Here is a 24,566-nt window from a genome sequence, read left to right as displayed (position 1 = left end):
TGCCTGGCTTGAACACAGCGCGCGGCCGCCGATGAGTTAAGGTAACGGACACGAACACTACAACTACAAGAGCCCGGAGGAGACCTTGGGAAAACGTCTTGGAAACTGGTACTTCGGCTGGAACATCGTAGCCGTGGCGGCCATTCTCACGCTGCTGACGGTCGGCATGCGCATGGGCATCGGCCCCTTCTTCCTGCCGATGGCGCGCGACCTCGGCTTCAGCCGCAGCCTGCTGGCGGGCATCGTCGCGCTCGGCATGCTTTGCTATGGCCTGGCCATGCCGGTGGCGGGCCACCTGGCCGCCACGCGCGGCACCCGCTTCGTGCTGGTGGCGGGCACGGCGCTGATCGCGGCCTCGACCGCGGCAACGGTGATGGCGCACAGCGCGATCGGCTTCCTGCTGGCTTTCGGCGTGGGCCTGTCGGTCGGGCTGGGCATGGTCAGTCCGGTGGCGCTCACCCCGGTGCTGACCCGCTGGTTCATCCGCCGGCGCGGCATGGCGCTGCTGTTCCTGTCCACCGGCTCGATGGGCGGCATGGCGCTGCTGACGCCGGTTTTCACCTACGCGATCGACGTGGCGGGATGGCGCGCCACGCTGGCGGGATTCGCCGCATTCTTCGTGCTGTTCACGATCCCCGCGGCGCTGTTCATCGTGCGCGACGAACCGCCGCCCGGCGCCGACCTGGAACCTTCCGCGGCCGGGCGCGCGCCGGCGCCGAAAGCGCCCGCCGCCAACCTGGGCGTGGCCGATGCGCTGCGCACGGTGCCCTTCTGGCAGGTGGCGCTGGGGCTGTTCGCCTGCGGATTCAGCATGAACCTGCTGGGCAGCCAGGGCGTGCCGATGCTGATGGACCACGGTTTCGACGCGATGACGGGTTCGCTGGGCATCGGCCTGATCGGCATCGTGGCCCTCTGCAGCACGGTGGTGCTGGGCCGGCTGGCCGACGCGCTGGAGCGGCGCCAGCTGCTGGCCACCATCTATTTCGTGCGCGGGCTGGGCTTCTTCGGCCTGGTGGCCGCCGGCGCGGACTGGCAGCTGTACAGCGTGTCGGTGATCGGCGGCGTGGCCTGGGCCGGCAGCATCGCGCTGGCCTCGGCCATCCTGGCCGACGTCTACGGCACGCGCACGGTCGGCGTGCTGTACGGCCTGTGCTACTTCGGGCACCAGGTGGGCGGCACCATCAGCGCCTGGCTGGGCGGCTGGGCATACGAAACCTTCGGCACCCATTGGATCGCCTTCGGCTCGGCCGGCCTGTTGCTGCTGGGCGCGGCCGCCATATCGCTGCAGTTGCCCAGGCGCAGCCTGCAGGTCTCGCCGGCCGCCGGCTGAGCGGCGTGACGGCCTACCTGTTCGTGCTGGGCGTGGGGCTGGCGGCCGGCGCGCTGAGCGGGGTCATCGGCACCGGGGCCTCCATCATGCTGCTGCCCGTGCTGGTCCTGCAGTTCGGGCCCAGGCAGGCCGTGCCCATCATGGCCATCGCCGGGCTGATGTCGAACATCGGCAAGGTGCTGGCGTGGCGGCGCGAAATCGACTGGAAAGCCTTCTCGGCATATTCGGTCACAGGCGTCCCGGCCGCCGCCGTCGGCGCGCGCGGGCTGCTGGTGCTGCCGTCGCATGCGGTCGACATCGTGTTGGGCGCGTTCTTTCTCGCCATGATCCCCTGCCGGCGACGCCTGGCCGCGATGGACGCGCGCCTTGCGCCGTGGCAGCTTGCCGTGGCGGGCGGGCTGATCGGGCTGCTGACCGGCATCGTCACCTCCACCGGGCCGCTCAGCGTGCCGGCCTTCGCCAGCTACGGCCTGGTGAAAGGCGCCTTCCTTTCGACCGAGGCGGCCAGTTCGCTGGCCATGGGGCTGAGCAAGGCGGCGACCTTCCGGGAGCTCGGGCTGCTGCCCTACCCTTCCATCGTGCAGGGACTCGTGGTCGGCGCCTCGGTGATGGCCGGCACCTTCGCCGGCAAGGCCGTCGTCCGGCGCATGAGCGTGGCTTTGTTCCAGCACGTGCTGGACGCGCTGTTCCTGTGCGCCGGCGTCGCCATGCTGTATGCCGCCTGGTCGGACTGAACGCCGCGGGCGGCGGCGCCAGCCGCCGTCGGCTTCCAGGCGCCTACGATTCCTGCGCCTTCCGGCTGCGCACCTCCACCCCCGCCCATTTCTCCATGAACCGGATCAACGTGGTGTAGTCGTCTTCCGCCGCCCCCTGGCTGATCGCGAAGCGCCACAGCTGCCCCACGGTTTCGGCCACCCACATGGTGGCGCCCAGCGAATGGGCCTCGGCCAGGCCGAGGTCGACGTCCTTGGCGATGATGCGCAGCGCCGAGCCGAAATCGAAGGTGCCGGGCAGGATGGCGTCGGGCACTTTTTCCAGCGTGGCGCTGTTGCGGCCGGTGCTGGCGTTGATGACCTCCACCATCAGGTCGGGGTCGAGGCCGGCCTTGGCGCCCATCACCAGCGCCTCGTACGAGGAAGCCATGGCGGTGGCCGAGATCAGGTTGTTGACCAGCTTCATGACCTGGCCCAGGCCTGGGCGCTCGTCGATGGCGAAGATACGCTTGCCGATCCGTTCGAAGAACGGCCGCGCCGTTTCCAGCGCCTGCCGGGGGCCGGCCGCCATGATGGACAGCGTGCCGGCGCGCGCGCTCTTGGAGGCGCCGCTGACCGGCGCGTCCAGCACGGCGATGCCGGCTTCGTTCAGCCTGGCGGCGATGGCTTGCACCGCTTCGCGGCCGATGGTCGACAATTCGACGTAGACCCTGGCGCGGCCGGCGCCCGCCACGCCGTTGGCGCCGAAGGCGACTTCCTTGCTGACGGCCGGCGACGGCAGGCAGGCGAAGACGATGTCGGCCGCGTCGGCCACCTCGCGCGGCGAGCCGTGCGCCACGGCGCCGGCCTTGACGAAAGGCTCGCGCGCGGCGGGGCTGGGATCGAAGATGTGCAGGGTGGCGTCGTCGCGCAGCAGGTTGGCGGCGATCAGGCCGCCCATCTGGCCCAGGCCCAGGAAGCCGATATGGTGTTTGGTCGTCATGGAATGTCTCCGTAGTGTGAGCCGCCTTGCGCTTGCCCGAAGACGGGTGTGCCCAGTATACTGACTAACATGTCAGGAAGACAAGGATACGAACAATGAGCACGAGACCGCAATTCAGGCCTGAAGGCGTCATCCCCGCCACCTTGCTGGCCTTCAATGAAGACATGTCGATCGACGAGGCATCCTCGCGCAAACACCTGCGCGACGTCGCCCAGGTGGAGGGACTGACGGCCATCACCGTGAACGGCCACGCGTCGGAGGTCCATGCCTGCACCTTCGAGGAACAGGAACGCATTCTCGGCTTCTCGGTGGACGAAGTGGGCGGCCAGCTGCCGCTGGTGGCCGGCGTGTATGCCGACGGCAGCATCGAAGCCGCCCGCATCGCCGCCATGTCGGCGCGCCGCGGCGCCTCCGCGCTGCTGGTGTTTCCGCCGCACTCGCTCACGATGGGCTCGCAACTGCGCCCGGAAATGGCCATCGAACACTTCCGCCGCATCGCCGGCGCCACCGACCTGCCCATCATCCTGTTCCAGTATCCGGCCGAGTCGGGCGTGCACTACCCCTTCGACACGCTGCTGCGGATTTTCGACAAGGTGCCCACCGTGGTGGCCATCAAGGACTGGTGCAACGACCCGATGCTGCACGAACGCCACATCCGCACCTTCCGCGGCCTGTCACGGCCGGTCAACGTGCTGACCACGCACAGCTCGTGGCTGCTGGGCTCGTTGTCGATGGGCGCGCAGGGCCTGCTGTCCGGCGCCGGCAGCGTGATCGCCGCGCTGCAGGTGCAGTTGTTCCGCGCGGTGCAGGCGGGCGACCTGAAGCGGGCGCAGGAGATCAACGACCGCATCTATCCCGCCGCCCAGGCCTTCTACGCGCAGCCCTTCGTCGACATGCACAACCGCATGAAGGAAACCCTGGTGCTGCTGGGCAAGCTGGAGCGCGCCGTGGTGCGCCCGCCGCTGATGAAACTGCCTGCCGCCGAGATCGACCGGCTGGCGCGCATGATCGACGCGGCCGGCCTGCGCGACGGCGCCGGCGCCCGCTAGCGGGGCCCGCGGCCATGACGACGCGCCGCAACGCCGAGCTGCCGGAGGCGGCGGTCCGCACGCTGCTGCAACCGGGCCGGATCGGCACGGTCGAGATCCGCAACCGCATCGTCATGCCGCCGATGACGACGCGCTGCGCCGACGAACAAGGCTTCGTGACCGGCGACACGCTGGCCTATTACCAGGCCCGGGCCGCCGGCGGCGTGGGCCTGATCACGGTAGAAATGTCGTCGCCCGAGGCCGCGGGCCGCCACCGCCGCTTCGAACTCGGCATCGCCGACGACAAATTCATCCCCGGCCTGTCGCGCCTGACGCGGCTGATCCACGACCACGGCGCGCGTGCCTCGATCCAGCTCGGCCATGCCGGCGGACATACGCGCGCCGACGTCACCGGCTGCACGCCGGTCGCGCCGTCGGCCTTGCGGCACTACGTGCAGGAAGGCGACACGATCGAAGTCATGCCCGAAGCGATGACGCGCGAGCGCATCGGGCAGGCGGTCGAAGCCTTCGCCCAGGCCGCCGTGCGCGCGCAGGCCGCGGGCTTCGACATGGTCGAGGTGCACGCCGCGCACGGCTACCTGCTGTCGCAATTCCTCTGTCCGGCGGAAAATCTGCGCCGGGACGAATATGGCGGCAGCCTGGAAAACCGCGCCCGCTTCGCGCTCGAGGTCGTGCGCCGCATCAAGCTGCGCGCGCCGGACCTGCCGGTGATCTTCCGGCTGAGCGCCGACGATCTGTTCCCCGGCGGCATGGGCTTCGACGAAGGGCGGCAGGTGTCGGTCTGGGCGGCCGAGGCCGGAGCCGACGCCATCAACGTGTCGGCCGGCCACTACCGTTCGCTGCCGTCGGCGGCCGTGATGATCCCGCCGATGGCGATGCCCGACGCCAGCTTCCTGGATTTCGCCGCCCGCATCAAGGAAGACGTGGCGGTGCCGGTCATCGCGGTGGGCCGGCTCGGCGTGCCGGAACTGGCAATCGACGCGGTGGCCGCCGGCCGCGCCGACTTCGTGGCGCTCGGGCGCCCGCTGCTGGCCGACCCCGAATGGGTTGCCAAGGTGCGGGCCGGCCGGCCGGTGCGGATGTGCGTGGCCTGCAATACCTGCGTCGACGGCATGCGCGAGGGCGATCGCCTGCATTGCCTGGTCAATCCGGCCACCGGCCGGGAACGCATCTACGGTAACACCGAAGCGACCCAGCGGCTGCGCTATGCGGGCAAGTCCATCGCCGTGGTCGGCGCCGGCCCGGCGGGCCTGAGCTTCGCGGCGCTGGCGGCGCGCGGCAACGAGGTGGTCGTCTTCGAACGCGCGGCGCGCGCCGGCGGTTCGCTGCTGCTGGCCGGCGAGGCGCCCCGCTTCCAGAACGTCGAGGCCAGGGTGGCGAGCCTGGCGCGCTTCATCGCCGGGCTGGAACGGGAATGCGTCGAACGCGGCGTCGGATTCGTCTTCAACCACGAGGCCGCCGCGGCGGAGCTGCAACGCTTCGACGTGGTCGTGATCGCGACCGGCGCGCGCTACCGCTGCGGGCTGGACGGGCTGGCGCGCCGGGCGCTGCGCGGCGGCCTCTTCCGCTGGCCGGGGCTGCGGCGCCTGGCGGGCTGGCCGGCGTTCCGCGACTGGACTTATTATCGTGCCAGGACGCCCGCCGTTCCGGCGCTGCGTGGGCTGGCCGGCCCGGAGGTCGTCGTGATCGGCGACGCGCGCAAGCCGGGCAAGAGCGTGGACGCCATCCGCCAGGCCTATGCGGCGGCGCTGGAACGCCGGGACGGCGGCGCCGCCGATGCGGGCGGCCCGGCCCATCCGCGCGGCCATTGATCGGGGGAACGGTAAACCTTGGAAGATGTTGTCAAAGAACCCATGCTGATGCGCGACCGGATCAAGGCCGTGACGACGGAAATCCTGATCCGCGACGGCTACCAGGGCCTGCGTTTTCACCAGATATCCGAACGCTTGGGGATCACGCGCGGCAACGTGCACTACCACTTCAACAACAAACAGGAGCTGATCGAGATCGTCACGGTCGAATACGTGGAAAACGTCATCGACCGCTTCCGGGTGATCTGGACCGACGACAGCACCACGCTCAAGCAGAAGATCGAAGCGCTGCTGGCCTTCCACCGCTCGCGCTACGACACCTTCAATCCGCCCGGCACTTCCGGCCACAGCTGGAGCCTGATCTCGGTGCTGCGCGCCGACCGCCACCTGCTGGGCGACAAGGCGCGCAACGCGCTGGAGCAGTTCGCCCGCTCGCTGGAAAAATACATCCTGACCGGCGTGGGAATGGAAGTGACGGCGGGCCGGCTGCGGGCCGATGCGCCGGTGCAGGAAATCATGCTGCAGTTCGTGGCGATCGCCAACAGCGCCGGCGCCCTCACGCAGGACACCGGCTCGTTCGACAAGCTGGCCGACCTGTACCTGGGCTTCTACCGCATCGTCGAACACGCCTACGGCGTCGCGAAGAAGAAAGAAAAGAAAGCCGGAGCGGACTGAGGCCAGAGCGCCGGGCGGCCGCCCGGACGGCCTCGAACGACGCCAAACCGCCTCAACGCGCCTCAAACCGCCGCGGCCAGCCGCATCAGGCCGCGCGCATCGGGCCCATCCTCGTCGAACACCGCGGCCACGATGGCGTCGGCCCGCTCGCGCGGCAGCAGCGCCGCCGTGCAGGCATGGAACTTCGCCTCGATCGCGGCCCGCGTCATCGGATTGGCGCGGCTGCCGAGATTGGCCTGCGCGATGCGCTCTATCGTCCGCCCGTCGCGCAGCCGGACCCGCACGCCGCCGGGATAGGTCTTGCGGCCCGTCCACTGCGGCTGGACCTCGTAGCCGATGCGCGCGGCCAGGGCCCGGATGGCGGGGTCGGCCAGGCTGGCTTCGGTGTAGTTCGACAGATCCATGCGGCCGGTGCAGAACAGCTCGGCCACCGAATGCGCGGCGCTGATCCGCGCCTGCGCCGGCGTGGCGGGCCGCTGCTTGGACTGGCGCGGCTCACAGATGGTGTCGACCATGTAGCCGGCCACCAGGCAATCCACCGATTCCACCTCGCCCGGGCCGAAGCCGCCGCTGCGCAGCGCGTCGAAGGCGGCGTCGATCACGCCGTGCATGATGTGGGCGTTCGGATAGGGCTTGAACGAGATCTCGCGGTTTTCCCAGGTCCGGCCGAGATCGGCGGCGATGCGCGCGAAATCGGGCGCGGCCGCGCCTTGCACGTGCGAGGCGTAGACCCCCGCGCGCCCTTCGATGACGGTGCCCGGGCCGGTGAGCCCGCCGTGCGCCAGGTCGGCCGCCAGCACGCCGGCCATGGCGCCCCAGCCGGGCTGGGCGGCCTTGGCCCAGGTGCCATCGGCCCAGCTCTCCAGCAGCCCGGCCGCGAAGCCGCCGGCGATGCCCAGCGCGTCGGCCATGCGCCGTGCGTCGAGCCTGCGCGCCAGCGCCGCGGCCGCGGCGGCGCCGAACGCGCCGAAGATGCCCGTGGGATGGAAGCCGCGCGCATGGAAGGCGCCCGGCGCGCCGAGCGCGACGCGGCAGGTCAGCTCCGAGGCCAGCGCGACGATCCGCAGCAGCTCGGGCCCCGGCAGGCCCCGCGCCTCGGCCGCGGCCAGCGCGGCGGCCACCACCGGGCTGGACACATGGACCACGGTTTCATTGTGCGAATCGCCGAAGTCCAGCGCCTCGGCCAGCGCGCCGTTGGCGAAGGCGGCGGTCTGCGCCGGCACGCCCGCCGGGCCGGCCAGCACCGTGGCCCCGCCCTGCGGGCAGCGGGCCTCGCCCACCGCGGCCGACAGCGCGCGGCCGATGGGCGAGGCGGCGCCGGCGATGCCCAGCCCCAGCGTGTCGAGAATCCGCAGCCGGGTCGATGCCAGCACGTCGCCGGGAATGCCGTCGAAAGGCGTATCGGCGCACCACCGGGCCAGAACGCGGGTAACGGTATCGGAAGCGGCCATGGTCAGCGCCCCGCCGAATAGCCGACGTCGATGGTCAGCGCCGAACCGTTGATGTCCTTGCCCGCGGGGCCGCACAACAGCTCGATCATCGACGTGACGCTGTTTTCGCTGACCAGCCGGCCGGCGGCGGCGCGGCTTTCCATGAAGCGCGCGAAGGCCTCGTCGTAGGACAGGCCCGACTCGGCCATCTGCCTGCGGATGCGCGCCTCGATCGATTCGGTGTGGACGGTGCCCGGACAGATCGCGTTGCAGGTGATGCCGGTGCGTGCCACGTCGACCGCGATCGAACGCGTCAGGCCGAGCAGCGCCGTCTTGGTGGTCACGTACTCGATGCGGTCGGGCTGGGCGAAGAAGCCCAGGACCGAGGCCATGTTGACGATGCGCCCCCAGTCGGCGGCGCGCATCATCGGCAGCGCCAGGCGGCACAGGTGGAACGGCGCCGTGATGTTGACCGCGATCGACTCGTCCCAGGCCGCGCGGCCGAGCGCCTCGGTAGGCTTGAAGTGCCGGACCGCCGCGTTGTTGACCAGGATGTCGACCGGCCCCAGCCGCTCGGTGGTGGCGAGCACCAGTTCTTCGATCTGGTCCACGTCGCGCAGGTCGGCGCCGTGGTATTGCACGCGCACGCCATAGCGGCCGGCCAGATAGTCCGCTTTCGCGGCGGCCACGTCGGGCGCGGCGAAGCCGTTGAGCATCACGGCGCAGCCGTTGCTGGCCAGCATTTCGGCGGTGGCGAAGCCGATGCCGCCGACCGAGCCGGTGACGATGGCGGTCTTGCCCTTCAACATATCGATGGCCTTCCTTTCCGTCACTTGGCCGCGCCGGCCAGCGCTTCGTTGATCAGCGGCGTCCACAGGGCCACCTCCTTGGTCAGGCGCTCCTGCAGGGCCCTGGGCGTGATCTGTTCCTGCGGCACGATGACCACGCCCATCTCGTTCATCTTCTTGGCGATGCCGGGGCCGCGCAGCACTTTCTTCAGCGAGGCGTTGACCGTGGCGATGACGTCGTCCGGCGTATGCTTGGGCGCGTACATGCCGAACCACACGCTGAAATGGAAACCGGGCAGGCCCGCCTCCTCGGTGGTCGGCAACTGCCTGACCAGGTCCATCCGCTGCGGCGCGGCCAGCGCATAGCCCTTGAGCTTGCCGGCGTCCAGATAGCCCGCGAAGGAAGTGGTCAGGTCGCAGGCAGTATCGGCCTGCCCGCCCAGCACGTCGATCAGCGCCGGGCCCATGCCCTTGTACGGCACGTAGGTGACCTTGGTGCCGATGAAGTGCGAGAACAGGATCGCGCACAGGTAGGAGGCGCCGCCCACGCCGCCGTTGACCATCGTCACGTCGGGCTGGTTTTTCTTCATGTAGGCCACCAGTTCGCCCAGCGTATTGGGCGGCAGGTCCTTGCGGGCCACGATGGCCGCCGGGCCTTCGGCGATCAGGCCGACGTAGGAGAAATCCTTGAGCGGGTCGAACTTCAGGTCGGGATACAGGGCGGGCGCCGTGGCCATGCCGATGTGGTGGAACAGCAGCGTGTAGCCGTCGGGCGCCGCCTTGGCGACTTCGCCCGAACCGATGACGCCGCCGGCGCCGCCGATGTTCTTCACGACCACCTGCTGCCCGAGGTCGTCGGACATGCCGGAGGCGATAAGGCGGGCGATCAGGTCGGTGGGGCCGCCCACGGCGAACGGCAGGATGAGGGTGATCGGCTTGTCGGGATACTTGGCCGCCGCCGGGGCCGCCGCGCCGGCCAGCGTCAGCGCGGCGGCGAATGCGCACAGGAGCTTTCTCATCGGATGTCCCCTCCATAGGAGTGTATTTTTGGATGACGAGGAGTACTGACTGACGTGTCAGCACGATCCGGATTGTGCGCGCGGCTGTATGGATTTGTCCAGCGGGTGTTTGCGGGGGGGGGGGGGGGGGGGACTGCTTGCGATGCGGGACGCCGCCTTGCGGCGGCTGGCGGAAGGGCTTCGACAGGCGGGCGGGAAGGTCAGCGGACCGACAGCGTGGCCAGCGCGTTCGCCTCGCCGCGCTTCCAGTCCACCGTCACGCCCAGCCCCGGGCCGGTCGGCACGGTAACCATCGGCCGCGCCAGCGACGGGCCGTCGACCACCACCTCGGCGGACTCGGGCACGGCGTTGGCGTAGCGCTGGTCGCAGGTGTAGTCCATGCGCGTGATCAGCGACGCGAGATGCAGGCTGGCGGTATTGCCGATCGCGGACTCGCGCTGCGAGCCGATCATCACCGGGATCTGGAAGCGCTCGCACGCGGCCACCAGTTGCGAGGCCTTGTACAGGCCGCCGCATATCTGGACCTTCAGATTGGCCACGAAGCCTTCGGGGGACTTGACCAGTTGCTGGAAGTCCCACGGCGTCTGCATCGATTCGTCGAGCAGGATGGGAATGCGCAGCTGGTCGCGCAGCGATCGCAGCGCCTCCCATTCCTGGGAGGGATACGGCTGTTCGAGCAGGATCAGGCGCAAGGCGCGCAGCTCGTCCAGGTAGCGGTAGATCTCGCCCCGGTTCACGTACCCGGCGTTGGCGTCGAGCCGCAGCCAGGGCCCGCGTTCGCCGACCGCCTCGCGAACCACCGACAGATGGGTCAGGTCTTCGACGACGCTCTGCCCTCCCTTGAGCTTCAATACGGTGAAGCCCTGCTCGGCCGCCTCCACCGCCTTGGCCTTCATCTTTTCGCTTTCGGCCAGCCCGATCGACACCGTGATCGGCACCTCCCGGCTGGACGCTCCGCCCAGCAGCGAACCGATGGACGCGCCGAACGCCTTGCCCTTGATGTCGTGCAGCGCGATGTCGAGCGCCGCCTTGGCGCAGGGATTGCGCGGAATGGCGGCGTCCATGTCGCGGATGCGCTCGCGGATGTTCAGCGGGTCCTTCCCGAGCAGCGCGGGCGCGAGATAGCGCTTCATGGTCTCGACCATGCTTTCCTGGCCCTCGCCGAAATAATCGACGATGGGCGCGCCTTCGCCATGGCCCACCAGGCCCTCGTCGGTGCGGATTTCCACATGCGTGTTGGGCAGGAAATCGTAGGCGCCGGTGCGGACGGCGAAGCTCTCCTTGCGCGGGATGCGCATCGGACGGATCAGGACCTCGGTAATTTTCATGGCGTGTCTCCTCTGTGCTGCAGGGGCGGGATGCCCCGGTCGATCAGGTTGGAAAGCTCTCGGTCCGCACTGCCAGGTCATTGGCCTCGGTCATCACCCATCGCGCCAGCGTGTCGCGCGCATTGGACACGTGCTGCCTGACCGCCCGCTCGGCGCCGGCCGCGTCGCGCCGCTCGAGCGCCGCCAGCAAGGCCCGGTTTTCGGCGAGCGACTCGCGCGGGCGGCCCAGGTGGCGGTGGGCCATCATGGCGCCCAGCAACCGGATGCGGGCGTCGAGCGATGCCAGGATGGAGATGAGGCATTCGTTGCCTGAAGCCCTGGCGATGATCCGGTAGAACTGCCGCGTATTGCCGCGAAAGTCGGCGAGCCTGCCTTTTTCGATATGGCTTTCGGCGCGATCCAGGCACTGGCGCAACGAAGCCAGCACGGCGGCGTCGCAGCGCGGCAGCATTTCGCGCACCGCCTCCACTTCCAGCGCCTCGCGCACCTTGTACAGATCGATGGCTTCCTTGAACGACAAGGTACGCACCACATAGCCCCAGCCGCCCGCCCGGCTGACCAGGCCTTCCTGCTCGAGCTGCCCGAGCGCCAGCCGGATCGGCGTGCGGCTGAGGCCGACGGCCTCGGCCAGCGCCTGGGTTCGCAGCGGCTGCCCCGGCCTGAGTTCGAGGTTGAGGATGGCGTCCTTGAGATAGGTATAGGCTTCGGTCTGCGAATCGGACATGAATCGAATCCTTTCTGGATCCACGAGAATGCGGTGCGGAGCGCATCGGCCGCAGGGCGTTCAGCCGCCCGACACCACCCCGGCGATGCATCGGCCCACCTGCTCGGGAGCTTCGAGCGGCGTGTAGTGCCGGCAGCCGGGCAGCACCGTGACCCGGGCGCCCGCGATAAAACCGGCGGCCTCCCGAGACATGGCGGGCGGCGTGGCGTAGTCGTCCTCGCCCACCACGAATGCCGCCGGGCCGGCATAGGCGCCCAGGAGTCCGCGTTCGTCGGCCGTGCCCAGCATGCGGCAGGCCGCGGCGTAGCACTCCGGGTCGTTGCGCACAAACGTGGCGACGGCCTGTTCGACGATATCGGGATTGGCCTGGGCAAAGCCGGGGCTGAACCAGCGCGCGACCTGGAATTCGACCAGCGAGGCCAGGCCATCGGCCAGCCCGCGTCGCGCCCTGTCTTCCCACGCGCCGGCGGCCTCGGGACCGTACCAGGCGGTGGAATCGATCGCGGTGAGGCTGGCCAGGCGCCCGGGGAAGCGGCCGGCGAAGGCCAGCGCGACGGTGCCGCCCATGGAGCATCCCACCAGGTGCGCGATGGGCGCGCCGACGGCGTCCAGCACGTTGGCGGCATCGCGCGCGAATCGTTCGGTGGTGAACGGCGCGGGGGGCCTTCCGGAGGCGCCATGGCCGCGGCAGTCAATGGCATACAGCGTGCCGGGCACGTCGAGCACGGCTGCCACGCGCTCCCACATGCGGCCGTCCATCGCCAGCGCATGGATGAACAGGACCGGCCTGGCAGCGGCCGCGCCTTCGCGCAGGACGCGAACCGCCAGTTGCACGCCGTCGTCGGTGCGGACTTCGATCGTGCGGGGCGCGACGGCCGCTTTCTTGCCACTGTCCATGGTCATCCTCCAGCCGATTGAATCCTAATTGGATCCAATCCTAGACGAAATCGAAGGCGTGTCAAGCTGTCGGATCCACCAGCCGCGGCAGAGGCGGCGGGGGGATTTCGTCGCATCCTGTCGCAAGTTTGTCTTCGCAATGTGTACCTCTTTGTCGAAGCTGCGATATAAAGCCGGCATAAGTGGTAAGACCCGCCCCCGGGGAAGATAATGAAACGCCACGAATCCCGCCCCCTACTGCCCGCCGTTCGAACCGGCATCGCCGCCGCGGCGCTCGCCCTCGGTCCGCTGTGCGCCGGCGCGCAGGACGACGCCGTGCCGGCCTACAAGACGCTCGACAGCATGGAGGCCCGGGTGCAGGGCTGCGTCACCTGTCACGGGCAAAGCGGCCAAGGCACCAACAACGGCTACTTCCCCCGCATCGCAGGCAAGCCCGCGGGCTATCTGTACAACCAGCTGGTCGCATTCCGCGACGGAACGCGGCGCTACCCGCCGATGAATTACCTGGTGGCCTACCTTCCGGACGGATACCTGCGCGAGATCGCCGAGCACTTCGCCAGGCAGCAGCCCCCCTTCTCTGCGGGCGGCGCGCCGACGGCCGACGCCGCCACGCTGCGGCGCGGCCAGACGCTGGCCACGGCCGGCGATCCGGATGCCGGCGTTCCGGCCTGCGTCACCTGTCACGGCGCCGGGCTCACCGGCATGAACCCGGGCATTCCGGGGCTGGTGGGCCTTCGGCAGAGCTATATCGCCGCCCAGATTACCCGGTGGCGTGTCGGCGAACGCCACGCCGCGGAGCCGGACTGCATGAAGCGGATAGCGGGGCGCCTGTCCGACGCCGATATCACCGCCGTATCGGCATGGCTGGCCACGCAGCGGCCGCCGTCCAATCCCTCGCCCGAGTCCCCGAACCTGGTACGCATGCCGCTGGCATGCGGCAGCCAACGGTAACGCGATGAGAACACGCACCGCATTGTTCGCCGTCCTGGCCCTGCTTGTCATCGTGGCGGCAGGCGTGGTCTACGTCCTGTATCCGGCGGCTCTGCCGCGCGGCGAGCATGCCGCAGCCGTCGACGCGACGACGCAGATCATCACGAAAGGCGAATACCTGGCTCGCGCCGGCGATTGCGTGGCCTGCCACACCGCGCCCGGCGGCAAGACCTTCGCCGGCGGGCGCGCAATGCCGACGCCGTTCGGCGCCCTGTATACGCCCAACATCACGCCCGACGACGAAACCGGCATCGGACGGTGGACGGCCGAGGAGTTCTACCGGATGATGCACACCGGAGTCTCGCGCGACGGCACGCTGCTCTACCCGGCCATGCCCTTCGCCTCGTACACCAAGGTCACGCGCGAGGACTCCGATGCCATCTACGCGTACCTGATGTCGGTTCCGCCGGTCAACCTGAAGAACCGGCCGCACGAGCTCAAGTTTCCGTACAACAACCGCGAGCTGCTGCTCGGCTGGCGCGCGCTGTACTTCCGCCAGGGCGAATACCAGCCCGACCCGCAACAGTCGAAGCAATGGAACCGCGGTGGGTATCTGGTCCAGGGCCTGGGGCATTGTTCGATGTGCCACACCGCCATCAACGCCCTGGGCGGATCGAGCACCTCGCGGGAATTCGAGGGCGGCATGATTCCGAACCAGAACTGGTATGCGCCGTCGCTGACCTCGAACCACGAGGCCGGGCTGGGCAACTGGACGATCAGGGAGATCGCCGATCTGCTGCAGATCGGTGTTTCCCATCGCGGCACGGTCTATGGCCCGATGGCCGAAGTGGTCTACAACAGCCTGCAATACATGAGCGACGACGACATCGAAGCCATGGCCGTCTACCTGAAGGCCTTGCCGCAACGGGATTCCGAGCCGCCGCCCACCAGCCAGGCGCGCCTGGTCGATCCCGGCACGCTGGAACTGGGCCGGCGCATCTACGGCAAGCAATGCGCGGTCTGCCACGACGAAGAAGGCAAGGGGCATCCGCCCGCCTACCCGCCGCTGGCCGGCAACCAGTCGATCACGATGGCATCGCCGGTCAACTCCATCCGCATGGTGCTCAATGGCGGCTATCCGCCTGGCACGCAAAAGAATCCGCGGCCGCATGGCATGCCGCCGTTCGGCCACATTCTGGACGACCGGGAAGCGGCCGCCGTGGTGACCTACATCCGCGTGGCGTGGGATAACAGCGGCACGCCGGTCACGCCGGCGCAAGTCAACGAATTGCGCAAACTGCTTCCGGAATAAGGCAGGGCAAGATGGCTGAAGAAAGCGATAACGCCGAACCGCTGCGCCACGAAGATGCGCGGGTGGAAGAGATCGTCAGCAAGGGCCCCATGGGCGCCTTCGCCGTGGCCGGCGTGGCGACCTTCATCGTGGTGGCCATCTATTTCGCCTTCTACCTGGTGGTCTATCTGCCGCGTGGAGCGGTGCAATGAGCGCGACGATGCCGCCGCACGGGCCGCCGGGCCACGCCCCCGAGGCGGTCGCCGTCGCCGCCGAACGGCGCTGGGCCGTCATCGTCGGCGCCATCATCGCGCTGCTGGTGCTGATGATGATCGTGACCGGCCTGCACTGGGCCTCGATGCCGCCTTCGCGCGTGGAGACGGTCGACGTCAAAACGCTGCATCTGCGCGGCGAGTTCGTCGAAAGCAATCTCGGCACCGCCGTCGACGCCGACGGCAAGGTGACCGTGCGCCTGGTGGCGCAGCAGTATTCCTTCCAGCCGCAGTGCATCGTGGTCCCGGCCGGGATCCCCGTCACTTTCCGCGGCACCGCCAGCGACGCCATCCACGGCTTCGTGGTCGGCCGCACGAACGCCAACACGATGCTGGTCCCGGGATTCGTCTCCACCTTCACGACCACGTTCTCCAAGCCTGGCGAACAGCTCATGCCTTGCCACGAGTACTGCGGCACCGGCCACGAGGCGATGTGGGCGCACGTGCAGGTACTGCCGCCCGAAGACTTCCTGGCCCGCGCCCGCAACGAAGAGAGGATGAGCTGTGTTCCACGCTAAGAAACTCGTCCTGGCGCACTTCTGGGTCGCCTTCATCGCCTTCCTGGGCGCCATCCTGCTGGGGGAATGGCAGATGTTCGTGCGCAGCCCGCTGGCTGCATGGGTCAACAATCCCGAGCACTATTACCGCTCGGTCACCGCGCACGGCACGGTCATGGCCTACGTGCTGCCGACGCTGGTGGCGATGGGGTTCGGCTACGCCATTTCCGAGCTGGCGCTGAAACGGCCGCTGGTCGGCCTCAAATGGGCCTGGGCCGGTTTCTGGCTGGTCATCGCCGGCACCGCCATGGCCGCGGTCACGATGGCGCTGGGCAGGGCCTCGGTGCTCTACACCTTCTACCCGCCGATGATCGCCAGTCCCTTCTACTACCTGGGCGTGGTGCTGGTCGTGGTGGGCTCGTGGTTCTGGGTCGCGCTGATGTCGATCAATCTGCGCGCCTGGAAAAAGGCCAATCCCGGCGCCGCCGTGCCGCTGGCGATGTTCGGCAACGTGGCCGGCGCCTACCTGTGGGCCTGGACGTCGGTGGGCGCGGCGGTCGAGGTGCTGGTGCTGATCCTGCCCGCCTCGCTCGGCCTGAACGACACCATCAACGCGGGCCTGGCGCGCGTGTTCTTCTCGTGGACGCTGCATGCCATCGTCTATTTCTGGCTGATGCCGGCCTACATCGCGTTCTATACGCTGGTACCGCGCGCCATCGGCGGGCGGCTGTACAGCGACACGATGGGCCGCGTCGCCTTCGTGCTGTTCCTGGTCTTCTCGATGCCCATCGGCATCCATCACCTGTTCGCCGACCCGCAGGTGGGCGCCGGCTTCAAGTTCGTGCATGCGGCGATGACTGCGATGGTGTCCGTGCCGACCTTGCTGACGGTCTTCACCATCGTCGCGTCGGTCGAAATCGCCGGGCGGCTGCGCGGCGGCAAGGGGCTGTTCGGCTGGGTCAAGGCCCTGCCCTGGGACAACCCGATGATGCTGGCGGTGACCTTCTCTTTCGTCATGCTGGGCTTCGGCGGCGCCGGCGGCATCATCAACATGAGCTACCAGCTCAACGAAACCGTGCACAACACGCAGTGGGTCACGGGCCACTTCCACCTGATCTTCGCCGGCGCGATCGTCATCATGTATTTCATGATCGCCTACGATCTGTGGCCGCAGCTGACCGGCTGCGGGCCGCTGCCGCGGCGTCTGGTCAGCACCCAGCTGTGGCTGTGGTTCGTCGGCATGCTGGTGCTGTCGATGCCGTGGCACCTGGTCGGCCTGCTGGGCATGCCGCGGCGCATGGCGTATTTCGACTATACCCATCCCGATCTGCGGTCGCAGGCGTGGACGGTGACGGCCTCGACGCTGGGGGGCCTGCTGCTGGTGGTGTCGGCCTTCCTGCTCGTCTACATCCTGGCCACGGCCGGCCGGCGCAAGGCCGGGCCCCGGCCGCAGCCCTTCTCGTTCAGCCGCATGGCGCATCCCGACGGCCACACGCCCGTGCTGCTGAACGGCTTCGGCCTGTGGGTGGCGATGATGATAGGCCTGACGCTGGTCAACTACGGCTACCCCATCTTCCAGCTCGCGGTACTGAAGGACGCCTCGGTGCCCATCATTCCGATCGGAGGCCGCTGATGAACCGGCACGACGGCCATTCGTGGCGCAATCGCGGGTTCCGGCGCAGCATCGCCGCGCTGGCGGGGCTGACCGCCGGCGCCTTTCTGGTGGGCTTCGTCTGGCTGCCCTCGGTGCACGGCGATTTCACCGCCGGGGGATTGTGGGACAGCATCTGCCGCGCGGCGGGCGCGCCCGCTTCGTGGTCGTCCGGCGCCGACGGAATACGCGCCGGTCCGCCCTCCACCGACGTGATCCTCGAACGATCGATGGCCGACCTGCGCAGCAGCACCGGCTCGGTGGGGCGCGGCGCCACGCTCGCGCTGAACTGCACGATGTGCCACGGCGTCCAGGGCGCCAGCATTTCCAACGCGCCCAATCTTGCCGGCCAGTATCCGGAAGTGGTCATCAAGCAGCTGCTCGACTACAAGAGCGGACAGCGCCGAAGCGCGATCATGCAGGCGCTGACGGCCAATCTGTCGGATCGCGACATCCGCGATCTCGCGGCCTACTATGCCTACCTGCCCAAGGCGCGCACGGCGCCGACCACCTACGACGAGAGCCTGCCGGCGCTGGTGCGCGTGGGCGCCCCGCTGCGCAACATCGCGCCCTGCATTTCCTGCCATGGCGGCGTCGACCAGAAGCTGGGCGCTCCATGGATCGAAGGCATGCCGCGCGAATACCTGGTGGAACAGCTGCAGGCCTTCAGGGCCGGCACGCGGCGCAACGACGCCGAGGCGCAAATGCGCAACATGGCCAGGCCGATGACGGATGCCGAGATCGAAGAGGTGGCGGCGTTCTATGCGCGCAAGGCGGCGGTGGCCGAGGGGCAGTGAAGCGCGGGGCAGACGCCGGGCATCTTGAATGGTGAAGCATCAGGACTCCGGCAGCCCGTTTTTCAGCAGGTCGCGGCCGATCGTCCAGCGATGGACCTCGCTGGGCCCTTCCACGACGCGCAACACCCGCACCTGCCTCGCGATGTATTCCAAGGGAAGATCCTTGGAAAGCCCCATTCCACCGAACAACTGGATGGCCCGGTCGACGACTCTTCCGATCATTTCGGTGGACTGGATTTTCACCATCGCGCCGTCCATCCGGATGTCGGATTCGCCTTTATCGATCCGCCACGCGAGCTTGTAGACGAGCTGGCGCACCATCTCCAGTTCCTGATAGCTATCGGCGATCCAGAACTGGATGGTTTGACGATCGGCGAGCAATTGGCCGAACGTCGAGCGGCTGTTGGCCTGTTCGATCATCATGTTCAGACACCGGGTGGCGAGGCCGACACAGCGGGACGCGATGTCCAGGCGTCTTACTCCCAGGCGCTTCTTCAAGGGCGTGAACGCTTCGCCGATGCCCCCGAGCACGTTCTCGTCCGTCAATTCGACGTTGTCGAAGAAAATCGAATAGGGGGCGTGTTCGCCGATCATGGGAATCGGGCCCGTGATCGTGACGCCGGGCGTGTCCTTGTCGACCAGGAAAGCCGTCATCGCCGCCTTCTGGTTTTCGATGCCTTCGACCTTTGCCAGGACGATCATGAAATCCGCCCTGCGGGCGTTACTGATCCAGGTCTTGTTGCCGTTCAGGTACCACTTTCCGTTCTTGCGCGTGGCCCGCGTCTTGATCGCGCCGGCGTCGGATCCCGCGCCGGGCTCGCTGAGCGCCAGGCAGCTTCTTTTCTCGCCCTTGGCATAGGGGACCAGATAGCGGTCGATCTGGGCGCCCTTGCAAAGCTGGCTGAGGAGGAAAAGATTCGGGCTTTCGGGGGGCAGGACGAACGGCAGGATGGTGTTCTTGATCTGTTCGATGACGATGCATTTGGTCAGCATGCCAAGGTCTTGCCCGCCGAACGCCTCCGGCACGTCAACGCCCCAGAGTCCCAAGGCCTTCGCCTTGTCCTGCAAGGACTTTTCGAGATCGGGCGGAATCAGGGGGTCATCGGTATAACCGCGTTCAGCCTCGCGCCGTATGATCAGGGCCTCGTGCGGAATCAATTCGTTCGTGACGAATCGCTTGACGGTATCGCGCACCATGCGCGTCACTTCTGGAAGTTCGAAATCCATTTCTGTCTCTGTATAGATACCGATCGGGCGATTGCCGCTCACTCGATCCTGGCGCCGGACAGCTGGACGATCCTGGCTGCCTGTTTTTCGGTCCGCTTCAGGAACGCGTCCATGTCCTGCGGCGATCCCGGTATCAGTTCGATGCCGTCGACGGCCAGTGCCTTGATGACGGTGGGCTCGTGCATCGCATCGACGAACGCCTTGTTCAGCTTCTGGATGATGGGGTCGGGCGTGCCTTTCGGCGCCATGATTCCGTACCAACCCAGTATTTCGTAGCCTTCCAGACCCGACTCGGACACGGTAGGCACGTTCGGCAGCGTGGCGGACCGTTTCAGGGAGGTGACGGCCAGCGCCTTCAGCCGGCCGGCCTCGGCCATATTGGTGCTGACCACCAGCGGCGAAAAATTCAGCTGCACCTGCCCGCCGATCAGATCGGTCAACGCCTGGGACGAACTCTTGTACGAGATGTGATTCATGTCGATGCCGGCCATCTGGTTCATCAGCGCGCCGGCCAGGTGGGCGCCGCTGCCTATGCCTGCCGATGCGTAATTCACCTTGTTCGGATTGGCCTTGGCATAGGCGATGAATTCCTGGAAGGTGTTCACCGGCAGTTTGGGGCCGGTCACCACGAGGTACGGAGAAATCGAAACCATCGTGATGGAAGCCAGGTCGGACACGCTGAACGACAGCTTTTTGTAGAGGCTGGGATTCACGGTCAGCGGCGTTCCTGCGAGCAGCAGGGTGTAGCCATCGGGCTTGGAACGGACGACGTAATCCGTGCCGATATTCGTTCCTCCGCCGGCCCGGTATTCAATGACGATCGGCTGGCCCAGCGTTTTCTCGACCTCCTGCCCCAGAACGCGCGCGAACCGGTCGCCGCTGCCGCTCGGAGAATAGGGCAGCACCATCGTTATGGGCCGCGTGGGATAGCCGTCCACATCCTGCGCATGGGCCGGGTGCGTGCCGATACATCCGCTTGCGGCGGCAATCGCGGCGGCCGCCGCCATTGGTTTCAGTTTCATTGTCTCGTCCAGGAAATAGGCTTGCGCTACGACTATATGCCCTGGAAACCCGAAGAAAAATCACCTCCCCGTCCATACAGTAATGAACCCCAGGCAACGCTGAAACGGCTCAATCGTCGGCGCCAACCCGCACCAGCATCTTGCCGATGTTTGCTCCGCGGAACAGGCTGATAAACGCGCCGGGAGCGTTTTCAATGCCTTCGACCACGGTTTCATCGTTGGTCACGGCCCCGCTGCGCAGCAAGCGCTTCAGGTCGGCCAGCGCCGCGGGCCGGTGCGATGGATAATTCGACAATCGGAAGCCCTGGACCGTCACATTGCGGTTCACAATCGCCGCCACGTTGGCCAGGCCGTCAGGCACTGCAAGGTTGTATTGCGAAATCAGCCCGCATATCGCCACGGGAAAAATCATTCAGGCGCCCCAGCACGGCATCGAATACCGGCCGCCGACATTTTCAAAATCGACGTCCACGCCCGAAGGGTCGCCTGCGCGAGCAGATCTTCGAAAATCCCGGCGGTATTATGATGCCTCCGGTCCATAGGCGCGGCAGGCATCAACGGATAAAAAGCGCCCGACTCTCATTATTATTCGGCGCTCCAGAGAAAACCCAACGACGAAAATCGCCGGGGAGCGCAATGACGCTCGTCAATGATTCAGAAAAACGTCAGGAATTCGCAGAAAACTTAACAACCGTAACACTGCGCCCCAAATCGTTTTTTGCGGTTTCAGGCCACTGGCGTGTCACAAGTCTTTCCTAAATTTTCCTCACCGCACGCACCAGGGCGGCAAAAGAAAATTCAATCCAGGGAACCAAGACCATGAACTCACGCCGCAAGTTTCTGCAAGGCGTCGCGGGCAGCGGCCTGTCCGCCGCCGCACTCGCCACCTTCCCGCCCAGCATCCGCAAGGCGCTGGCCATTCCCGCATTCCACGAGACCGGCACCATCAAGGACGTCAAGCACGTCGTGATCCTGATGATGGAGAACCGCGCGTTCGACCACTACTTCGGCACCTACAAGGGTGTGCGCGGCTACGGCGACCGCTTCACGATTCCGCTGCCGGACGGCCGCAACGTCTGGCAGCAGCTCGATGCCAACGGCAACGTGGACCTGCCCTACCACCTGGATGAGACCAAAGGCAACGCACAGCGCGTCGCCGGTACGCCGCACAGCTGGGTCGACACGCAGAACGCCTGGGACGGCGGTCGCATGGCCGCATGGCCGGTGTCGAAGAAGAACCAGACGATGGGCTATTTCGACACCGCTGAAATCCCGTTCCAGCGGGCGCTGGCCGAGGCATTCACCCTCTGCGACGACTACCACTGTGCGTTCCTAGGCGGCACGCACCCGAACCGCATCATGCACTCCACCGGCACGACCGGGGCGTTGTACGGCAAGACCTTCGTGAACAACTTCAGCGGCGACTTCTCGGTCACCACGTCGGCATCGGCCTACTTCGACTGGAAGACCACCGCCGAGCGCCTGGAAGAGGCCGGCGTGAGCTGGAAGGTCTACCAGAACATCAAGAACACCTACGGCTGCAACCCGCTGCTCGGCTTCAAGCAGTTCCGCCAGGCCAACGAGGCGCTGCCGCCGGCGCGCCAGGTCAATACGTCGCTGAGCCAGGCCGCCCAGCCGGTCTACGATCCGGCCGATGCCGAGGCCCAGCCGCTGATCAAAGGCTACGCCAATACACTGCCGACCACCGATGAGGACCCCAATACCAACGGCACTTTCGTCGAGGCCTTCGCCGACGATGTGAAAAACGGCCGTCTGCCGGAAGTCTCGTGGATTGTTCCGACCGACGTGTATTCCGAGCACCCGGGGCCCTCGAGCCCGGTTCAGGGCGCGTGGTTCGTGCAGCAGTTCCTCGACGCGTTGACCGCCGTGCCCGAGGTGTGGAGCAAGACCGTGCTGCTCATCAATTTCGACGAGAACGACGGTTTCTTCGACCACGTGCCCCCGGCCGCCCCCCCGTCGCCGAACGGCGACGGCAGCTACGCCGGCAAGACCACGCTGGACAGCGCCGACCTGGGCGTCGAGTATTTCACGCATCCGTACGTGACCCGCGCCGACACCGGCGCCACGCCCAACAGCCAACCGGCCGGCGGCCCGGACGGCAAGCCGTACGGGCCGGGCCCGCGGGTGCCGCTGTGGGTGGTCTCGCCGTGGAGCCGCGGCGGCTGGGTCAATTCCCAGACGTTCGACCACACTTCGGTGCTGCGCTTCCTGGAAGCCCGCTTCGGCATCAAGGAAACCAATATTTCGCCGTACCGCCGGCTGATCAACGGCGACCTGACCACGGCCTTCAATTTCAAGTCGCCGAACAACGAGCCGCTGCCGACCATCGCTGGCAAGAAGAGCAAGGCCGACGCCGATGCCCTGCGGGCTGCGCAACAGGCGCTGGGCCAGATCGTGCCGGATGCCAACCGCGGCATGCCGGCGCAAGCGACCGGCTTCCGTCCGTCGCGCGCGCTGCCGTACGAGTTGCATGTCGACGCCAGGACCGACGCGGACTCGGGCATCGTCGAACTGACGTTCGCCAACACCGGCCGCCAGGGCGCCGTGTTCCACGTCTACGACAAGCTGAATCTGGACCGCCTGCCGCAACGCTACGCAGTCGAGCCGGGCAAGAGGCTCGACGACGTGTGGAAGCCGGCCTCGACGGGTCGCGACAAGTACGATCTGTGGGTGCTCGGCCCGAACGGCTTTCACCGCGGCTTCAAGGGAGACCTGTCGGCGCTGCGCGGCAGGCACGCGCCGGCCCCGGAAGTGCATGTCACCTACGACCCGGAGCGCAGCGGCCTGCGGCTGGAAGCGCGCAACGACGGCAACGGGCAGCTGACGCTGACGGTCAAATCCAACCGGCTTTACGGCAGGCTGCGCAGCGCCAAGTCCCCCCACCTGCCCGGCCCCGAGCAGGAAGCCGGCGCCGGCACCGAATGGGAACTGCGCCTGCATGGCCGCAGCACCCAGTCGCTGTACTGGAACCTGGAATCGACGGGCTGCTGGTACGACTTCATCGTCACCTGCGAAGCCGACCCCAGCTTCCAGCGCCGCCTGGCCGGCCGCGTGGAGACCGGCCGCCACTCGGTGAGCGATCCGGCCATGGGGATGGCCGACCGCTTTTGATAAAAAGCCCCTGAAAAAATGAACTGCCCCCCGAAGGTCGGATTTCGTCCAACTTTCGGGGGTCAGTTCAATTCAGGGGCTTTTGATATCTTGTACCCCGACGATCTGCTCGCGACTTATCGTGGCTGGTTCCGGTTGGAGCGGTCAGGCGCGATGCTGGGCGGCCGCGTTAGCGCCCGTCCCCTCCGGGGCGCCTTGGAGCGTGAAATCGACGTGGACGGCGTCGTAGGGGAACGCCACGCCGGTGCCCGCGCGGTCCAGGATGCCCGCCTTCAGTAGGGCGTGAACGTCTGCATGCACGGCTTTGACGTCTCGCCCCACTCGGCGCGCAACCTCGCGGATCGGCATGCCGCCCTGCCCGGCCATCGCCTGCAGGATGCCCCACCGCTTCGCGGTGAGCACCTTCCACAGCACCTCCGGTGATTCGAACGAAATGTGGGCACCCTGGGGCTCGCCGTCGAACGCGGCGAGAAATCGGCGCGTGACATCCTCCTGGGATGCCACCGAGAGGGTAACGGTGTTCATTGCAGGTTCCTCCGCTGGTTGACGTCGCGCCAGAAATCGGCGATCAGCTGCGCCGGCGTCGTAAAGGTGTGGCTCACTTCTTCACCATCCACGTGCCGATGGCCGTCCTTCCCGACTTCGTTGTCGTAGCGCAGGACGCAGACCTCGTTCACAACATAGGCCAGACGGTACTTATGGCCGCTGCCGGCGCTGCTGCTGAGCTTGGCCGGCTGCGCCAGCAGCTCGATGCCCTTACCGCCCGTGGTGGTGGCCCCGGCGCAGATCCCGGCGCCGGACCCGGCATTGATGGTGCCACCGACGGCGCCGCCGTGCTGCGGTACGTGGTCGGCAGCTGCGCAAGCCGATATGTCGACGTGGCGGCAGAAGCTGACCGACTCGGCGCCAAGGTGATGGGATTGCAGGGATACGTGCGGGCTATTCAGCCGGCGACACGGCAATAAATCCCCCACCATCCCAACAAAAAAGGCCGCCGAAGC

The 24,566-nt window shown here is 67.4% G+C and carries 25 protein-coding genes; 13 read left to right on the top strand and 12 right to left on the bottom strand.

Annotated elements, in window-relative coordinates:
• The first annotated feature begins 85 nt into the window (after positions 1–85).
• Entirely contained in the window at positions 86–1,330 is a 1,245-nt protein-coding gene (locus ABD927_RS15780; protein ID WP_345250789.1) for an MFS transporter, read from the top strand.
• A gap of 5 nt (positions 1,331–1,335) precedes the next feature.
• Complete coding sequence (locus ABD927_RS15775) at positions 1,336–2,064, top strand: sulfite exporter TauE/SafE family protein (protein ID WP_345250788.1); 729 nt, start codon at positions 1,336–1,338, stop codon at positions 2,062–2,064.
• A gap of 43 nt (positions 2,065–2,107) precedes the next feature.
• Here ABD927_RS15775 and ABD927_RS15770 read toward each other — a convergent pair whose 3' ends face one another.
• Positions 2,108–3,025 (bottom strand): NAD(P)-dependent oxidoreductase, encoded by a 918-nt coding sequence (locus tag ABD927_RS15770; protein ID WP_345250787.1) that lies wholly within the window; start codon positions 3,023–3,025, stop codon positions 2,108–2,110.
• Positions 3,026–3,120: 95 nt separating this feature from the next.
• On the opposite strand from ABD927_RS15770, the gene ABD927_RS15765 reads away from it, so the two are divergent.
• From ABD927_RS15765 to ABD927_RS15755, 3 genes are read left to right on the top strand one after another with little or no spacing between them, the layout of a single operon-like run.
• Positions 3,121–4,074: a dihydrodipicolinate synthase family protein gene (locus ABD927_RS15765; RefSeq protein ID WP_345250786.1), complete on the top strand. Its 954-nt coding sequence runs from the start codon at positions 3,121–3,123 to the stop codon at positions 4,072–4,074.
• 14 nt (positions 4,075–4,088) lie between these two features.
• Positions 4,089–5,885, top strand: a complete 1,797-nt coding sequence (locus ABD927_RS15760; RefSeq protein WP_345250785.1) for an oxidoreductase — start codon at positions 4,089–4,091, stop codon at positions 5,883–5,885.
• Between the two features lie 18 nt (positions 5,886–5,903).
• On the top strand, positions 5,904–6,560 hold the full coding sequence (locus ABD927_RS15755; protein ID WP_345250784.1) for a TetR/AcrR family transcriptional regulator: 657 nt from the start codon (positions 5,904–5,906) through the stop codon (positions 6,558–6,560).
• Between the two features lie 62 nt (positions 6,561–6,622).
• Here ABD927_RS15755 and ABD927_RS15750 read toward each other — a convergent pair whose 3' ends face one another.
• The 6 genes from ABD927_RS15750 to ABD927_RS15725 form a co-directional block, all read right to left on the bottom strand.
• Positions 6,623–8,011: an MmgE/PrpD family protein gene (locus tag ABD927_RS15750; protein WP_345250783.1), complete on the bottom strand. Its 1,389-nt coding sequence runs from the start codon at positions 8,009–8,011 to the stop codon at positions 6,623–6,625.
• 2 nt (positions 8,012–8,013) lie between these two features.
• A complete protein-coding gene (locus tag ABD927_RS15745; protein WP_345250782.1) occupies positions 8,014–8,799 on the bottom strand; it encodes an SDR family NAD(P)-dependent oxidoreductase in 786 nt (261 codons plus the stop codon).
• 20 nt (positions 8,800–8,819) lie between these two features.
• Positions 8,820–9,797, bottom strand: coding sequence for a tripartite tricarboxylate transporter substrate-binding protein (locus tag ABD927_RS15740; RefSeq protein ID WP_345250781.1), 978 nt, complete (start codon positions 9,795–9,797; stop codon positions 8,820–8,822).
• 200 nt (positions 9,798–9,997) lie between these two features.
• A complete protein-coding gene (locus tag ABD927_RS15735) occupies positions 9,998–11,125 on the bottom strand; it encodes a mandelate racemase/muconate lactonizing enzyme family protein (protein ID WP_345250780.1) in 1,128 nt (375 codons plus the stop codon).
• Positions 11,126–11,168: 43 nt separating this feature from the next.
• On the bottom strand, positions 11,169–11,849 hold the full coding sequence (locus tag ABD927_RS15730) for a GntR family transcriptional regulator (RefSeq protein ID WP_345250779.1): 681 nt from the start codon (positions 11,847–11,849) through the stop codon (positions 11,169–11,171).
• 60 nt (positions 11,850–11,909) lie between these two features.
• A complete protein-coding gene (locus tag ABD927_RS15725; protein WP_345250778.1) occupies positions 11,910–12,746 on the bottom strand; it encodes an alpha/beta fold hydrolase in 837 nt (278 codons plus the stop codon).
• 210 nt (positions 12,747–12,956) lie between these two features.
• Between ABD927_RS15725 and ABD927_RS15720 the strand changes: the two genes are divergently transcribed.
• From ABD927_RS15720 to ABD927_RS15695, 6 genes are read left to right on the top strand one after another with little or no spacing between them, the layout of a single operon-like run.
• Positions 12,957–13,697 carry a c-type cytochrome gene (locus ABD927_RS15720; protein ID WP_425570269.1) on the top strand — a complete coding sequence of 247 codons (741 nt, stop codon included), beginning with the start codon at positions 12,957–12,959 and terminating at the stop codon, positions 13,695–13,697.
• Positions 13,698–13,701: 4 nt separating this feature from the next.
• The gene (locus ABD927_RS15715) at positions 13,702–14,988 is read left to right on the top strand and encodes a c-type cytochrome (protein WP_345250777.1); all 1,287 of its coding nucleotides are present in this window, start codon (positions 13,702–13,704) and stop codon (positions 14,986–14,988) included.
• A gap of 11 nt (positions 14,989–14,999) precedes the next feature.
• A complete protein-coding gene (locus ABD927_RS15710; RefSeq protein ID WP_345250776.1) occupies positions 15,000–15,179 on the top strand; it encodes a hypothetical protein in 180 nt (59 codons plus the stop codon).
• A complete protein-coding gene (locus ABD927_RS15705; RefSeq protein ID WP_425570268.1) occupies positions 15,176–15,757 on the top strand; it encodes a cupredoxin domain-containing protein in 582 nt (193 codons plus the stop codon). The genes ABD927_RS15710 and ABD927_RS15705 overlap by 4 nt, the downstream gene beginning before the upstream one ends.
• Positions 15,744–17,369, top strand: coding sequence for a b(o/a)3-type cytochrome-c oxidase subunit 1 (locus tag ABD927_RS15700; RefSeq protein ID WP_345250775.1), 1,626 nt, complete (start codon positions 15,744–15,746; stop codon positions 17,367–17,369). The genes ABD927_RS15705 and ABD927_RS15700 overlap by 14 nt, the downstream gene beginning before the upstream one ends.
• A complete protein-coding gene (locus tag ABD927_RS15695; protein ID WP_345250774.1) occupies positions 17,369–18,184 on the top strand; it encodes a c-type cytochrome in 816 nt (271 codons plus the stop codon). The genes ABD927_RS15700 and ABD927_RS15695 overlap by 1 nt, the downstream gene beginning before the upstream one ends.
• Positions 18,185–18,223: 39 nt before the next feature.
• Here ABD927_RS15695 and ABD927_RS15690 read toward each other — a convergent pair whose 3' ends face one another.
• From ABD927_RS15690 to ABD927_RS15680, 3 genes are all read right to left on the bottom strand, one after another.
• Positions 18,224–19,411 carry an acyl-CoA dehydrogenase family protein gene (locus tag ABD927_RS15690; RefSeq protein WP_345250773.1) on the bottom strand — a complete coding sequence of 396 codons (1,188 nt, stop codon included), beginning with the start codon at positions 19,409–19,411 and terminating at the stop codon, positions 18,224–18,226.
• A 38-nt stretch (positions 19,412–19,449) separates the two neighbouring features.
• Positions 19,450–20,433 (bottom strand): Bug family tripartite tricarboxylate transporter substrate binding protein, encoded by a 984-nt coding sequence (locus ABD927_RS15685; protein WP_345250772.1) that lies wholly within the window; start codon positions 20,431–20,433, stop codon positions 19,450–19,452.
• 109 nt (positions 20,434–20,542) lie between these two features.
• Positions 20,543–20,845, bottom strand: a complete 303-nt coding sequence (locus ABD927_RS15680) for a hypothetical protein (protein WP_345250771.1) — start codon at positions 20,843–20,845, stop codon at positions 20,543–20,545.
• A gap of 407 nt (positions 20,846–21,252) precedes the next feature.
• Between ABD927_RS15680 and ABD927_RS15675 the strand changes: the two genes are divergently transcribed.
• Positions 21,253–23,565, top strand: a complete 2,313-nt coding sequence (locus tag ABD927_RS15675; RefSeq protein ID WP_345250770.1) for a phosphocholine-specific phospholipase C — start codon at positions 21,253–21,255, stop codon at positions 23,563–23,565.
• A 144-nt stretch (positions 23,566–23,709) separates the two neighbouring features.
• Here the strand turns inward: ABD927_RS15675 and ABD927_RS15670 are convergent, their stop codons facing one another.
• Together ABD927_RS15670 and ABD927_RS24570 are read right to left on the bottom strand one after the other, a co-directional pair.
• Positions 23,710–24,090 (bottom strand): HVO_A0114 family putative DNA-binding protein, encoded by a 381-nt coding sequence (locus tag ABD927_RS15670; protein ID WP_345250769.1) that lies wholly within the window; start codon positions 24,088–24,090, stop codon positions 23,710–23,712.
• The gene (locus ABD927_RS24570; RefSeq protein WP_425570273.1) at positions 24,087–24,308 is read right to left on the bottom strand and encodes a toxin-antitoxin system TumE family protein; all 222 of its coding nucleotides are present in this window, start codon (positions 24,306–24,308) and stop codon (positions 24,087–24,089) included. The genes ABD927_RS15670 and ABD927_RS24570 overlap by 4 nt, the downstream gene beginning before the upstream one ends.
• Here ABD927_RS24570 and ABD927_RS24565 point away from each other — a divergent pair.
• Positions 24,264–24,530 (top strand): DUF2514 family protein, encoded by a 267-nt coding sequence (locus tag ABD927_RS24565; protein ID WP_425570272.1) that lies wholly within the window; start codon positions 24,264–24,266, stop codon positions 24,528–24,530. The genes ABD927_RS24570 and ABD927_RS24565 overlap by 45 nt on opposite strands.
• Positions 24,531–24,566 lie beyond the last annotated feature (36 nt).

It is taken from the genome of Pigmentiphaga soli (assembly GCF_039541095.1).
GTDB classification, from domain to species: Bacteria; Pseudomonadota; Gammaproteobacteria; order Burkholderiales; family Burkholderiaceae_B; genus Pigmentiphaga; species Pigmentiphaga soli.
Note: the sequence above shows the minus strand (reverse complement) of the source record. Positions and strands in the feature narration are given on the sequence as shown.

Bases quoted from the DNA above. Each gene is read 5' to 3' on its own strand.
- ABD927_RS15770 (WP_345250787.1), bottom strand. From the start codon at position 3,025: ATGACGACCAAACACCATATCGGCTTCCTGGGCCTGGGCCAGATGGGC.
- ABD927_RS15765 (WP_345250786.1), top strand. From the start codon at position 3,121: ATGAGCACGAGACCGCAATTCAGGCCTGAAGGCGTCATCCCCGCCACC.
- ABD927_RS15760 (WP_345250785.1), top strand. From the start codon at position 4,089: ATGACGACGCGCCGCAACGCCGAGCTGCCGGAGGCGGCGGTCCGCACG.
- ABD927_RS15750 (WP_345250783.1), bottom strand. From the start codon at position 8,011: ATGGCCGCTTCCGATACCGTTACCCGCGTTCTGGCCCGGTGGTGCGCC.
- ABD927_RS15745 (WP_345250782.1), bottom strand. From the start codon at position 8,799: ATGTTGAAGGGCAAGACCGCCATCGTCACCGGCTCGGTCGGCGGCATC.
- ABD927_RS15740 (WP_345250781.1), bottom strand. From the start codon at position 9,797: ATGAGAAAGCTCCTGTGCGCATTCGCCGCCGCGCTGACGCTGGCCGGC.
- ABD927_RS15735 (WP_345250780.1), bottom strand. From the start codon at position 11,125: ATGAAAATTACCGAGGTCCTGATCCGTCCGATGCGCATCCCGCGCAAG.
- ABD927_RS15730 (WP_345250779.1), bottom strand. From the start codon at position 11,849: ATGTCCGATTCGCAGACCGAAGCCTATACCTATCTCAAGGACGCCATC.
- ABD927_RS15725 (WP_345250778.1), bottom strand. From the start codon at position 12,746: ATGGACAGTGGCAAGAAAGCGGCCGTCGCGCCCCGCACGATCGAAGTC.
- ABD927_RS15720 (WP_425570269.1), top strand. From the start codon at position 12,957: ATGAAACGCCACGAATCCCGCCCCCTACTGCCCGCCGTTCGAACCGGC.
- ABD927_RS15715 (WP_345250777.1), top strand. From the start codon at position 13,702: ATGAGAACACGCACCGCATTGTTCGCCGTCCTGGCCCTGCTTGTCATC.
- ABD927_RS15710 (WP_345250776.1), top strand. From the start codon at position 15,000: ATGGCTGAAGAAAGCGATAACGCCGAACCGCTGCGCCACGAAGATGCG.
- ABD927_RS15705 (WP_425570268.1), top strand. From the start codon at position 15,176: ATGAGCGCGACGATGCCGCCGCACGGGCCGCCGGGCCACGCCCCCGAG.
- ABD927_RS15695 (WP_345250774.1), top strand. From the start codon at position 17,369: ATGAACCGGCACGACGGCCATTCGTGGCGCAATCGCGGGTTCCGGCGC.
- ABD927_RS15690 (WP_345250773.1), bottom strand. From the start codon at position 19,411: ATGGATTTCGAACTTCCAGAAGTGACGCGCATGGTGCGCGATACCGTC.
- ABD927_RS15685 (WP_345250772.1), bottom strand. From the start codon at position 20,433: ATGAAACTGAAACCAATGGCGGCGGCCGCCGCGATTGCCGCCGCAAGC.
- ABD927_RS15680 (WP_345250771.1), bottom strand. From the start codon at position 20,845: ATGATTTTTCCCGTGGCGATATGCGGGCTGATTTCGCAATACAACCTT.
- ABD927_RS15675 (WP_345250770.1), top strand. From the start codon at position 21,253: ATGAACTCACGCCGCAAGTTTCTGCAAGGCGTCGCGGGCAGCGGCCTG.
- ABD927_RS15670 (WP_345250769.1), bottom strand. From the start codon at position 24,090: ATGAACACCGTTACCCTCTCGGTGGCATCCCAGGAGGATGTCACGCGC.
- ABD927_RS24565 (WP_425570272.1), top strand. From the start codon at position 24,264: ATGGCCGCTGCCGGCGCTGCTGCTGAGCTTGGCCGGCTGCGCCAGCAG.